Source organism: Mucilaginibacter conchicola, from assembly GCF_003432115.1.
Lineage (GTDB): Bacteria > Bacteroidota > Bacteroidia > Sphingobacteriales > Sphingobacteriaceae > Mucilaginibacter > Mucilaginibacter conchicola.
The window spans coordinates 1,688,068-1,701,456 of record NZ_QWDC01000001.1 but is presented as its reverse complement, the minus strand read 5'-3'; the positions used below and the strand labels follow the sequence as shown (position 1 = coordinate 1,701,456).

General features: G+C 39.7%; 11 protein-coding genes. All 11 read left to right on the top strand.

All coding sequences use genetic code 11. From position 1 onward, the window contains the following. Positions 1-11: 11 nt before the first annotated feature. The 11 genes from D0C36_RS07595 to D0C36_RS07545 all read left to right on the top strand — a co-directional run bounded on the left by D0C36_RS07595 (position 12) and on the right by D0C36_RS07545 (position 13,365). Positions 12-956 carry an ADP-ribosylglycohydrolase family protein gene (locus D0C36_RS07595; RefSeq protein WP_117390946.1) on the top strand — a complete coding sequence of 315 codons (945 nt, stop codon included), beginning with the start codon at positions 12-14 and terminating at the stop codon, positions 954-956. Positions 957-958: 2 nt separating this feature from the next. Then, positions 959-1,351 (top strand): RNA-binding S4 domain-containing protein, encoded by a 393-nt coding sequence (locus D0C36_RS07590; protein WP_117390945.1) that lies wholly within the window; start codon positions 959-961, stop codon positions 1,349-1,351. 229 nt (positions 1,352-1,580) lie between these two features. Further along, the gene (locus tag D0C36_RS07585) at positions 1,581-2,387 is read left to right on the top strand and encodes a polysaccharide biosynthesis/export family protein (RefSeq protein WP_117390944.1); all 807 of its coding nucleotides are present in this window, start codon (positions 1,581-1,583) and stop codon (positions 2,385-2,387) included. A gap of 29 nt (positions 2,388-2,416) precedes the next feature. Next, the gene (locus tag D0C36_RS07580; protein WP_117390943.1) at positions 2,417-4,786 is read left to right on the top strand and encodes a GumC family protein; all 2,370 of its coding nucleotides are present in this window, start codon (positions 2,417-2,419) and stop codon (positions 4,784-4,786) included. A gap of 41 nt (positions 4,787-4,827) precedes the next feature. Next, a complete protein-coding gene (locus D0C36_RS07575) occupies positions 4,828-6,138 on the top strand; it encodes a nucleotide sugar dehydrogenase (RefSeq protein WP_117390942.1) in 1,311 nt (436 codons plus the stop codon). Positions 6,139-6,167: 29 nt separating this feature from the next. Continuing rightward, complete coding sequence (locus tag D0C36_RS07570; protein WP_117390941.1) at positions 6,168-7,217, top strand: NAD-dependent epimerase; 1,050 nt, start codon at positions 6,168-6,170, stop codon at positions 7,215-7,217. A gap of 45 nt (positions 7,218-7,262) precedes the next feature. Further along, positions 7,263-8,651, top strand: a complete 1,389-nt coding sequence (locus tag D0C36_RS07565) for a lipopolysaccharide biosynthesis protein (RefSeq protein ID WP_117390940.1) — start codon at positions 7,263-7,265, stop codon at positions 8,649-8,651. A gap of 8 nt (positions 8,652-8,659) precedes the next feature. Continuing rightward, complete coding sequence (locus D0C36_RS07560) at positions 8,660-9,643, top strand: polysaccharide pyruvyl transferase family protein (protein ID WP_117390939.1); 984 nt, start codon at positions 8,660-8,662, stop codon at positions 9,641-9,643. 1 nt (position 9,644) lies between these two features. Then, a complete protein-coding gene (locus tag D0C36_RS07555) occupies positions 9,645-10,682 on the top strand; it encodes a glycosyltransferase (RefSeq protein ID WP_117390938.1) in 1,038 nt (345 codons plus the stop codon). 79 nt (positions 10,683-10,761) lie between these two features. Then, positions 10,762-12,117 (top strand): glycosyl hydrolase family 28-related protein, encoded by a 1,356-nt coding sequence (locus D0C36_RS07550; protein ID WP_117390937.1) that lies wholly within the window; start codon positions 10,762-10,764, stop codon positions 12,115-12,117. A 54-nt stretch (positions 12,118-12,171) separates the two neighbouring features. Then, on the top strand, positions 12,172-13,365 hold the full coding sequence (locus D0C36_RS07545; RefSeq protein ID WP_147321954.1) for an ArnT family glycosyltransferase: 1,194 nt from the start codon (positions 12,172-12,174) through the stop codon (positions 13,363-13,365). Positions 13,366-13,389: the final 24 nt, after the last annotated feature.

Genomic DNA, 13,389 nt, shown 5'->3' with positions numbered 1-13,389 from the left:
CTAAAAAGACTGTGCGAAGAGATTACATCAAAGACATTTTGTTTGGCGTGGCAGTAGCAGATGCCCTGGGCGTGCCGGCAGAGTTTCGGTCAAGAGAGCAGATGAAGGCAAACCCCATCACCGATATGGTGGGCTATGGGAGCCACAACCAGCCGCGCGGCACATGGTCTGACGATGCCTCGCTTACCCTTTGCCTTGCGGACGCACTTTGTGACGGATATGATGTTGACCGCATTGCCTCAAACTTTGTAAAATGGAGATATGATAATCTGTGGGCGGCAAGAGGAGAGGTATTCGATATCGGAATAGCCACCCAGGCCGCTATCGACAGAATTGCAACTGGTACTAAACCTGTGCTTGCGGGTGGTTTCGGCGTGTCATCAAACGGAAACGGTTCGCTGATGCGGATACTGCCATTACTTATCTATATTAAAGACAAACCTGTTGAGGAGCGTTATTCTGTAACCAAAGATGTCTCGTCCATAACCCATGGCCATGTCAGATCAGCAATAGCTTGTTTCTACTACCTTGAGTTTGCAAGAGCGCTGCTGACCGAAAGCGATCTGATTAAGATTTATAAACAAGTGCAGTCTGATGTAACAAACTATTTAGAATCAACGTCCATCAACAGAGATGAAATCATATTATTTGACCGCTTGCTAAAAAAAGATGTCTATGAACTGGATATCAAAGAGATAAGGAGCACAGGCTATGTTTTACATACCCTTGAGGCAAGCATCTGGTGCCTGATGAATACTAATAGTTATACCACAGCAGCGTTATCCGCCGTTAATTTAGGCGATGATACCGATACCACGGCTGCGGTAACAGGTGGCCTGGCGGCTTTAAAATACGGATATGGAAGTATCCCCGGGCAATGGTTAGCGGTAATTGCACGCCGTGAGGATATTGCTGCTTTAGCAGATAGATTGAAAGATAAGTATAAAGACCAGTAGAAATGCCGGAGAAAGATAAACTAAGGATAGATAAATATTTATGGGCTATAAGGGTGTTTAAAACCCGCACACTGGCTGCTGAGGCCTGCAAGGCCGGCCGTGTAAAACTGGATGGTAATAATACTAAACCATCGCACGAAGTGAAAATAGGCGAGGTGTACAACGTATCAAAAGGCCCGGAGAAGAGGGTGATAAAAATAACAGGCTTGCTTGAGAATAGGGTAGATGCTAAAACAGCGGTAAACTTTTATGAAGACATTACGCCTGAAGAAGATACCATGGCATTTAAATCAATGTTCCATGCGCCGGTATTGAAGCGAGACCGCGGTACCGGCCGCCCTACAAAACGAGACAGAAGAGAGATAGATGAATTAAAAGACGATTTTTTTAATTAATCAAAAACAATTAAATTGTATAGCTGTTTAAACGTCGCTCACTTGATTGAAGGTTCTTAACAAATTTATATCGGTAATGCGCAAACGTTTATGAAAGTTTAAATTTTTATAGATAATGCATTTGTATTATTCATAATGTTTTAGCCCATAAGATTGTTGAGAGACATTACTTTACATTAGTTTATTTAATAAAAAAATCTATTTTTGCGCCCGATATATTTACTTACCTATGAAAAATAATATCAACCTAAACATCTTAGTGTTTATAGGTTTCCTTGCATTTGTGATATCTTCATGCACAAGCCAAAAGCAGATCGCTTATTTCCAAAAAGGCGTTAACCAGTCAGATACTATCAGTGTTGCTGATGCGTACGTCCCTAAAATTCAACCAGGCGATATTTTAGCTATTCCGGTTTCATCATTAAACCCTGCAGCAAGCAGCTTTTTTAACCCATATAGCAGCGCGCCTGCTACTGCATCGGCAGATCCAGCGGCTATAAACCCGGCGCCGTCATTATCATCATCAAATGGTTACCTGGTAGATGCCGAAGGCGCAATTGACTTTCCGTTATTGGGCTCAATTAAGGTAGGTGGCCTTACCACTTCAGAAGCCCGCGATACCATAAAAAACAAACTTAAATCAACTTATTTGAAAGAGCCTACGGTTAGCGTAAGGCTTTTAAACTACAAGATATCTATAATGGGCGAAGTTTCGCGCCCATCAGTATATGTTATACCTAACGAAAAAGTAACCTTGCCCGAAGCTTTGACCATGGCAGGTGACCTTACTATATACGCCAAAAGGGATAACATACTTATTGTTAGAGATAACGGTGGCAAAAAAGAGTTTGGAAGGGTAAACCTTAATAACAGAGATGTATTTACTTCTCCTTACTACTATTTACATTCGGGCGATTTGATCTATGTTGAACAAGGCAAGGCCAAAGCAGCGCAAACCGATCAGGCTTACAGGATTTTACCAATCCTCTTAAGCGCATTAACGGTAATCGGTATTTTAATCTATCGCTTTAAATAGCATCTATCCTATAAAGAACACTCACTTCTATGGCAAATAATATTGATTTAAGCATGCTGGATAATGACGAAGAGAAGGATTTTAGTCTTCGTGAGGCGCTGCATAAATATATAAGTAACTGGGGCTGGTTTTTATTTTCACTGGTATTTGCCGGTGCCCTGGCCTTTACCTTCATCAAACTAACCACACCTTTGTTCCAGATCGAAACAGACCTTTTGATCAAAGACAACAAAGGTAGTTTAGACGGGCAGGCAGACCTGCTAAAAGATCTTGACCTCTTCTCATCAGATAAGATCATTGATAATGAGATGCAGATCTTAAAATCATACACCATTTTAGAGAAAGTGGTAAGTGCTTTAGAGCTTCAAACATCTTATTATAGTACCGGCGGCGTTAGAAACAGGGCCGTGTATGATAAATTGCCATATAAGGTACAGTTACTTAAACCTGTTAAAGGTTTAGATTATTCGCTTATTTACTCTATGCGTTTACTTAATGCAAACGAGATTGAAATAAATGGTAAAAAGCACCCTGTAAATAAACCTTTTGATTTTGAAGCCGGTACCGCCATTGTGGTTGCTAATTCATTTAATCCGGCTGAGATAAACAACAGCATGGACGTAGTGCTTAACGATCCGACAAATGTTGTAGAAACGCTTAACAATAAAATAACCATTACCCCTGTAAGTAAGCAGGGAACGGTGTTGATCATAACACTTGAAGATGCCCTGCCAAAAAGAGGTAAGGATATCTTAGACCGCCTTGTTTATGAATATAACAAAGCATCTATTGACGATAAAAACAAAGTTACTTCAACCACATTAGCATTTATTGAGGAGCGCCTGCACAAATTACAGGAAGAGCTTAGTACTGCTGAGATGAAAGTGGAGAATTACAAATCGGGCAATAAGATCACGGATATCAGCGCGCAATCACAAATATTTTTGCAAAGTGTACAGAGCAATGATGCCGAACTGAGCAAGGTAAATATCCAGTTAGGGGTGTTAAAGAATGTTGAAAATTACCTGTCTGGTGCAAGTACTGGCCAAGCGCAGGTGCCATCTATGCTGGGTATTGACGACCCTACTTTGTTAAGCCTGGTTAGCCAGATAGCAGAGGCCCAACTTAAAAAGAACAGCCTTTTGCAAACTGTGCCCGAGACAAACCCTATTGTTACTTCTATCAACGATCAGATCACCTCGCTAAAAGAAGCTATATCTTTATCGGTATCAAACCTTAAAGATGGTTTAGAAACAATAAAGCAACAACTGCAACGCAAAAACTCGAGTTTCCAATCGGTAATTAGCCAGGTGCCTACAAAAGAAAGAGGCTTGCTTGATGTAATGCGCCAGCAGGAAATAAAGAATAATCTATTTACCTACCTGCTTCAAAAACGCGAAGAGTCAGAAATATCTCTTAATTCAACCGCGTCAGATAGCCGCACAATTGATGTTGCAAGGAGCACAAAGGCACCGGTTAAACCTGTTAAGCCGCTAATATTTGGTATATTTATGGTGCTTGGGCTTGTTATTCCTGCATCTATTATTTACCTGAAAGACTTGCTTAACTTCAAAGTTATCAGGCGCCAGGATATTGAAAAAGTTACTAAAGCACCAATACTTGCCGAGGTTTCGCACTCAACCGATTCATCAGCACTGCTTGTGGCTACCAAACCACGTTCAATGGTTGCAGAACAGTTAAGGGCATTAAGAACCAACCTCAACTTTGTTATCCCGGGCAACGCACAAAAGGTACTTTTATTTACTTCGAGCATAAGCGGCGAGGGTAAATCTTTCATATCGCTTAACCTGGGCGCAAGCTTGGCCATGTCTGGCAAAAAGGTGGTTATTTTAGAGCTCGATCTTCGTAAGCCAAAACTGAGTGCCGGTTTAGAGATGGATAACTCAAAAGGTTTGTCTAACTACCTTATTGGCGAGGTTTCTTACAAAGACATTGTTAAACCTGTTGCACAGCAGGAGAACTACTACATTGTATCCAGCGGTCCTATACCGCCAAACCCTGCGGAGTTACTTCTGAACGGAAAAATTAAAGAATTGATCGAGCAGTTAAAAACTGATTTTGACTACATCTTATTAGATGCGCCGCCGGTTGGTTTGGTTACCGATGCGCAAATATTAAGCGAGTTTGCCGATGCAACTTTATTCATCGTACGCCATAATTATACTGCTAAGAGCAATATTTACTCGATAGATAATTTCTACCGTACACGTAAGTTTAAGAACCTTAATATCGTGATGAACTCAATTGATACCAAAGGTGGTTATGGCTACGGTTATGGTTACGGCTATGGTTACAGTTACGGCTATGGTGGTTACTACCAGGAAGAAGAGCCGAAAGCTAAAAGCGGAATAGCTAAGCTTTTGCGTAAAAAGAAATAACCCGGCTGTTTGGCTAATAACTTGTTGCTTACTTGTAGCTAATGTCAGTACACACAAAAGATATTGATTACCCCGGGCAATTTAAGATAGCCGTGGTTGGCTTAGGTTATGTAGGCTTGCCCTTAGCTATAGAGTTTGCCCGTAAATACCAGGTAGTTGGTTATGATAAAGACCTGGTAAGAATAGCCGAATTAAAAGATGGCACAGATAGAACGCTGGAGTTTGATACGGCCACACTAAAAGAAGTTACAGGTTGTAAGGACGATAAATACAAGTTGTTATTTTCAGATCAGCCTGCTGATTTGGCTGACTGCAATGTGTTTATTGTAACCGTTCCTACGCCTTTAAATCAATTTAAATCCCCCGACCTGAAGCACCTTGTTAAAGCATCAAAGATGATTGGCAAGATGCTTAAGAAGAACGACCTGGTTATATATGAATCTACCGTGTACCCTGGTTGTACTGAAGAAGATTGTGTGCCCGTACTGGAAAAACATAGTGGATTAACGTATAATGTCGACTTTTTTTGTGGCTACTCGCCCGAGCGTATAAACCCCGGTGATAAGGTAAATACGCTTACAACTATAAAAAAGGTTACATCAGGCTCAACGCCTCAAATTGCAACGGTAGTTGATAATTTATACGCGTCAATTATTACAGCCGGCACGCATAAGGCCCCTAATATTAAAGTGGCAGAGGCTTCAAAAGCTATTGAAAATGCGCAAAGGGATATCAATATTTCTTTTGTTAACGAGCTGGCATTAATATTTGACAGAATGGGCATCGATACTTCAGATGTATTAGAAGCCGCAGGCACTAAGTGGAATTTTCTGAAGTATAAGCCGGGTTTGGTAGGCGGGCATTGCATAGGGGTTGATCCATATTATTTAGCTCATAAGGCAGAAACATTGGGTTACCACCCCGAAGTTATTTTATCAGGCAGGCGAATAAATGATAACATGGGGGTGTTTGTATCAAACAAGGTTATCAAACTATTAATAAAAAAGGGCAATAAGGTAGCAGGTGCCAGAGCTTTGATATTAGGGCTAACCTTTAAAGAGAATTGCCCCGATATACGGAATACCAAGGTTATTGATATATACCATGAGTTAAAGCAAGTAGGCGTAGCGGTTGATATTTACGACCCCTGGGCATCACCGGCACAAGTGAAGGCAGATTATAAAATTGGCCTGATCAAAGATATTAATGATACTTATGACGCTATCATACTTGCGGTTGCACATCATGAGTTTAGTGATATTGATTTTAGCAAATTAGTTAAAGGCGATAACTCGGTGATTTATGATACAAAATCATTTTTGCCGCGTAGCATTGTTGACGGAAGGTTATAGTAATTATAAATAAAGATAATTTAACACTAATGAAAGTTTTAGTTACAGGAGCTGCAGGTTTTATAGGTTACCACCTATCAAAGCAACTGTTAGAAAGAGGCGACGAAGTTATAGGCCTCGATAATATTAACGATTATTATGATGTTAATCTTAAATATAGCCGCCTGCAGCAATTGGGCATCGAAAGAGAACTAATTGAAGAGGGCAAACTTGTGGAGAGTGCTGTTAACAGCAATTTTAAATTCGTAAAGCAGGATCTGGAGAGCGAGGAGTTTATTTCTCAGCTGTTTAAGGATAACGCTTTTGATGCTGTTGTAAACCTTGCTGCACAAGCCGGTGTCCGTTACTCTATCGAGAATCCTAAAGCTTATATCAAGTCAAACGTTGAGGGTTTTCTGAATATCCTGGAAGCTTGCCGGAATTATCCTGTTAAGCACCTTGTGTATGCATCTTCAAGCTCAGTATATGGTGCAAATACAAAAATGCCTTTTCATGTTCAGGATCCGGTAAACCACCCGGTATCTGTTTATGCGGCTACTAAACGCTCAAACGAACTGCTTGCACATACTTATAGCCATTTGTTTAACATCAGTACTACTGGTTTGCGCTTTTTTACGGTGTACGGCCCCTGGGGCAGGCCGGATATGGCGCCAATGTTATTTGCCGATGCTGTACTGAATGGCAGGGCAATAAAGGTGTTTAACAATGGTAATATGCAGCGCGATTTTACTTATGTTAAAGATATAGTAAACGGTGTGATTGCTGTGCTGGATAAGCCAGCCACGCCAAATCCTGAATGGAACGGTGATAAACCCGATAGCGCAAGCTCTACTGCCCCCTACCGCATTTATAACATAGGCAACTCTAAACCGGTAAAACTGATGGATTTTATCAGTGCTATGGAAAATGCATTGGGTACAACTGCTAATAAGAACTTTATGGAGATGCAGCCCGGCGATGTGCTTGCAACCTGGGCCGATGTAGATAACCTGAAACACGATGTTGGCTACAGCCCTTCTACGTTAGTTGACGAAGGGGTAAACGAATTTATACTTTGGTATAAAGAATATTATAAATAATCAAGTGAGCGATACATGTTTGCATAACGTGATATAAAAGTAAAAATGAACCAAAGTAAAAATCTTCTTAAAAATACTTTTATATACACTATAGGTAATTTAGGGTCAAAGCTGTTAACTTTTTCCCTGTTACCCATATTATCTTTTTACCTCTCAAAAAAGGAACTTGGCGAGTATGATGTGGTACTTACAACCATTAGCATGTTTGTGCCTTTTGTATCCTTACAAATATCAGATGCAGCATACAAATGGCTTTTAGATAAAGAGGCCGATGATTATGAAGCGCTTAGGGGCAAAATAATTACAAATGGTTTGCTCATTATAGTTGCCACCTCAGCTGTGTTTTTAGCGGGGTATTTTTTGGTAGGCCTGTTTGTGCCGCTTAATTACAAATATTACTTCGCAGCAATATTGGTATCGTCCATATTCCTGCCATACTTTCAGCAGGTTACAAGAGGGTTATTAAAGAATAAGCTGTACGCAGTGGCGGGGCTTTTGAACGCCGTGTTTGTATTGGGTTTCAATATTCTTTTCCTTGTTGGGCTAAAAATGAAACTGGAATCGTTATTCCTGGCGTTGGTAATAGCCAACGTTGCCACCTGTGTAATTTTGGCTCATTTTTCGGGGATATATAAATTCATCGATCTTAAGTTGTACTCTGTTGCATTGCAAAAGCAGATGCTTAAGTATTGCCTTCCTCTTATCCCCAACAGTATAAGCTGGTGGCTGGTAAATGCTGCCGATAAATTTTTAATACTATACTATTTAGGCGTAAACTCAAACGGTATATATGCCATCTCGTCGAGGTTGCCGAGTATCATAACCATCTTGAATACCATATTTATATTGGCTTGGCAAGATCATTCCATGACATCTAAAGATAGCTCAATTGATAGTAAAACGTTTGACAGGTTCTACACCTTTGAACTAACATTTGTGCTGGTATTGATATCTGCTTCAAAAATTATTGTAGAGGGCATAGTAAGCAGCAACTTTATTGATGCTTATAAGTACATGCCTATGCTGTTTATCGGCGCCGCATACTCGGCTTTTTCGGCGTACTTTGGGGCGTATTATCTAAAATCGGGCAATACAAAAGGTATTTTTATAACAAGTATTGCAGGTGGCGTTACCAATATCGTGGTAGTGTTACTGCTTATTAATCATATAGGCTTGTATTCTTCTGCGCTGGGCACTTTCTTAAGCTTCCTGGTTATATTTATATACAGGTTTATTGATCTCAGGAAAGAGATCAACATAACAGTTAATATGTTTAAGCTTACATCGCTTACAGTGCTATGTATTGCTTTTTCTTTGGCGTTGCTTATACACTTCAGGTATATAAACTACATCCTTTTACTTTTAGCAACAGGTATATTCCTGTTTTTTAATAGCGAGGTTATTGGCAAATTAAAAAAAATGGTATTTAAATAATTCTACTCATGCAAAATACGAATAACTCTGAGCAAAAATTTGGTTTAATGGTTTACCCGGCAAACCCAACATACAACGTAGGCGATTACGTACAAAGCCTTGCCGCAAAACAATACCTGCCTAAAGTAGACGTATTTGTAGAGCGCGAAAAACTAAAAAGCTATAAAGGTGATGATATTAAAATGATCATGAATGGCTGGTATATTCATAACCCAAGTGAATTTCCACCTTCAGCTAAGATCAACCCGCTTTGGGTATCGTTCCATTTAAATGCCAACGCTAAAGACAAGGTGTTAACGCCGGAAACTATTGCCTATTTAAAAGCTAATGGTCCAATTGGTTGCCGCGATACCTACACTTTAAATGCTTTACAGGAAAAAGGCATTGATTCATACTTTAGTGGTTGCCTTACTACAACTTTAGATATCAAGTATAAAACCGACAAAAAATCTGACAAGGTTTATTTAGCAGATCCGTTGTTTTTACTTCCGCACTGGGGTAAAATGATGTATGGCCCTAACCAGTTTATAAAAGCTATTATAAGTGGTGATATCTTCAGGTTCGGTAAAAGAAAGCGGATCTTAAAACAACTGCTTACCGATGAGTTTTTAGAAACATCTGAATACGTAAAACACAAGCTATCCGGCTCGCACAGCGAAGAGCGCAGGTTTGAAGAAGCCGAATCAATACTGCATAAATTTGCAGCCGCCAAGCTTGTGGTTACCTCAAGGATACATTGTGCCCTGCCTTGCCTTGCTTTAGGTACACCGGTTATTTTTATCAACTACGGTTTTAACAATAGTTCAGACATGAGCAGGTTCTCGGGTATTTCAGACCTGTTTAACACCATCAACATTAACGATAAAGGCGAAGTTGTGGCCAATTTTGATTTTAACGGTAAAATTGGTGTGGATAGTAAATTTGAAAACCCAACAAGGCATGTAGAAATGGCTGCTAAGCTTAAAGAGAAAGCTTACGCATTTGTTAAATAGTATGCGCGTAATTCAATTAATTACCGGTTTAGGCGGCGGCGGTGCCGAAAACCTGGTTTATAATTTAACCAAAATGAACCTGCAGGATAAAGACGTTGAGTTCTCTGTAGTGTACATGACAGATAAGGATAAATTAAAGCCAAGGTTTGAAGAAATGGGCGTTGCCCCGGTTTCTTTAGGCATCACTTCAAAAGGCAGTTTTGTGAGCGGCTTAAAAAAGTACTATCGCATTCTTAAAAACAACAAAGGCGCAGTGGTGCATGCCCACCTTTTTCATACCCTGCTGATTAGTTGCTTAATGCAGCCGCTTGTTCCGCATAAAGTTGTGTTTACACTGCATAGCGATTTTGTGAAAAAAAGAGCGCGCAGGTATATTCTGTTCTTCACCAGGTTTTTAAGATCGGCTGATGTGATTTTTTCTGCCAAGTCAAAGCAATGGTATCAAAAAAGCGATGCCGTAGTAATTGCCAACGGTATTGATTTAAGCCAGTATAATCATGCGCATAATAAACCAGAGGTATTTAGCTGCTTGTTTTTAGGAAGGTTAGAAGAACCTAAAAACCCCATGTACCTGGTAGAGCTTGTTAATAAATTAAAAGATAAGCACAAATTTAAAATAGTTGTAGTTGGCGAAGGCAACATGCGCCAGCCTCTTGAAGAGCTTATAGCGAAAGAATCTTTGCAAGACTATTTTGAATTTTTAGGTTTCAGGCAGGATATTCCGCAAATAATGGCAAATGTAAGCTGCCTTATCACACCATCATTATGGGAAGGTATGCCTATCTCCTTATTAGAGGCGGGAGCTTGTGGTGTACCTATACTTACTACACCCGTTGGCAGTATCCCCATTTTTTTAAACAACGAAACAGCTTATCTTACCGAGTTGCCAGATTTTCACTTATCGTTACAACATATAATTGAGAATTACAACGAAGCGCTTGATAAAGCTGCGAAGTTTAAAAATGAGGTTTTTGAGAAATTTGATATAAACAAATGCTATCAGAATTATAAAGCCATGTACTATAAAGTAATTAAATAGTGCGCGTGTAAAAAGCGTATGATAAAAAACCGGATATAACGTTAGATATCTAAAAATATATTAATTAACTATCAAGGTTATGAAAGCAAATAAATTGATAAAAACGCTTATACTTTTATTTACCATTACTACCTCTGCTGTTTACAGTAATGGTATTGTTAAGACGTTTAATGTGAAAGATTATGGGGCAAATGGCGATGGCGTTACCGATAACTATACTGCGCTGATAAAAGTTGCCAAGGCGGTAAACGCAAATGGTTCTGGCACGGTATATTTCCCGGCGGGTAATTATTATATAGCACAGTACCACTCAAAAAGCACCCCGGTAGCAGATATTTTGTTTACAGGTTGCAACAACCTTACCATAACGGGCGATAAAGCCGTTATCACGCTGAACGGTAATTTTTACAGAGACGCCGATCTTTTGGTGAATAAGGTAAAGAAAAGCTCAACAGAATCAATTGTGCCTATTTCACTATCCAATTGCCAAAATGTGATTATTAAAGGGATAGAAATTAATGGCAGCATCAATAAGATGACGCGCGACCCTAAGGTTACTGAAGGCAGCGGCCACCTTATACAATTGTGGGATTGCAATAACGTAAACATATCAAACGTTTATACGCACCATGGCCAAACAGATGGTATTTATATAGGTGGGGTTAAAGGTTGCAGAGGTGTTACCATAACCAATACAATAAGCTCTAATAACGGCAGGCAGGGTATGTCAATAACGCATCTATATAATGGCGTTTTTGAAAACTGCCAGTTTATAAACACGGGCATTACTGATGGCGCCTACCTTCGCCATGCACCTTCTGCAGGTGTTGATATTGAACCGGAGCGGATACCTGCAGGTACCAAAATGGGGGGTATAGTATTTACCAACTGTACTTTTGCAAACAACATGGGGGCGCAGTTCATGAGTATTTCCCCAAAAATAACGGCTAATATTAAACTGGTTAAATGCACCATTAAGTCTCAAACCAGCCCGTCAAAATATACAATGATATTATCAGCAGATAGTTTAGTTGTGGATGGATGTACAATTGACTGTGGTAACAAACAAGGAAGTGTATACGCCAGCTGGACAGGCCGCACAGGCGGTAACGTAGAGATAAAGAATAGTACTATCAGGAGCGCTTTCAGAGGTATTGTATCTGCCAACCAGGCAAATATGTCTAATAAGGTAACAATATCTAATAACGATATAATATGTACATCTACCAACCCGGTTAAAACGTATTTTCCATATCTTACATCAAAAGATCTTATTTTTGAAAATAATAGAGTGCAGATTCCCTCGTCTGTATCAAGTGCGGTTACACCACTTATTAATAATGCCGCACGATCTCAAAAAAATACTTTTTCTACCGATAAATTAGGCATAAAACCTAAGGTATCATACACAGGTACAAAGTTGATAGCCGATTAAGGCTTTAAATATGATATACGTGACACAAATAACTTTTAGCGCAATTAGTAAAGCATGAATAAATCTATAGGGACAGTATTAGTGGTTGCATTTTTATTCAGGCTAACGCTATTGGTTGTAGAAATGAACTTTTTCGAGTTACCCGATAGCGGAAAAGACGACAGGCGTTTTGAACGACTGGCCTGGGAGTGGACCAATGTTAACAATCCCCCTACAGACCAGTTTTCAGAATCAGGTGCCGGTACGTTCGTTAAGATCGGATCGGCGCTTTACTCTTTATTTGGCCGCGTGCCCTGGTTATGGAGTTTTATATTAGTTGTTTTAAGTACAGCTACTGTTTATAACGTGTACAAAGCAACCTACTTGTTATGGAATGACAGAACCCAGGCAATAAGAATAGGTTGGTTTGCAGCTTTATTTCCAGAACTTGCAGAGCTTTCCGCAGTTATTTTAAGAGAGGTGCCTATTCACTTCTTTCTTTCGTTGGCTGTAATATCACTTATTAAATACTGGAAGTATAAGAAAAAGCCTCATGTTGTATTATTTATTTTATACACGGGGCTTTGTATCTTGTTCCACTCTGCTTTGATAGCCGTTTTACTTGGGTTTGGTATGGGTATCTTCTTAATATCACAAGAAGGGAAAAAGAAATCTACTGCTACCAAAGTTTTTGTATTTGCATTGGTTGCGGGCGGTTTGTTGGTAGTAAACTATACAGGCTTTGGCCTAAGTAAGTTTGGGGGGTCTTTTGAAAGCGCGTTTGATACTTTTGAAAGTAGTGAAGCACACTCGGTATTAGGCACAGCCGGATATCCCGAGTGGATGAAAATGCGTAATGGTATAACCGATATCTGGAAACTCCCTATACGATACGTAGCTTTCTTGTTTTCGCCGGTAGTACCATTCATGATAAAAAAAGCGAGTCACCTGGCTGGTATTATAGATGCCGGTATGTATATTTTAATGGCCTGGTCGTATTATAAGAACCGTAAAACCATTAAGGAAAATAAATCTGCTTACCTTATTTTAATTATAAGCATGACTTTGGCGTTTGTGTTCTCGTTAGGCGTTTCAAACTTTGGTACGGCTATCAGGCACAGGGCAAAATTATTGCCTTTGATGTTGGTGTTAGCGGTTAACTTTAAAGCACTCCGCAAAAGGAATTACCTGAAACAGCTACGCGAACAATTAAAAGCACAACAAGCTACCGAACAGGATATTGATTTAAATAACGTTACAGCCCACTAACTGAACCTATCTTATGTTATTCAA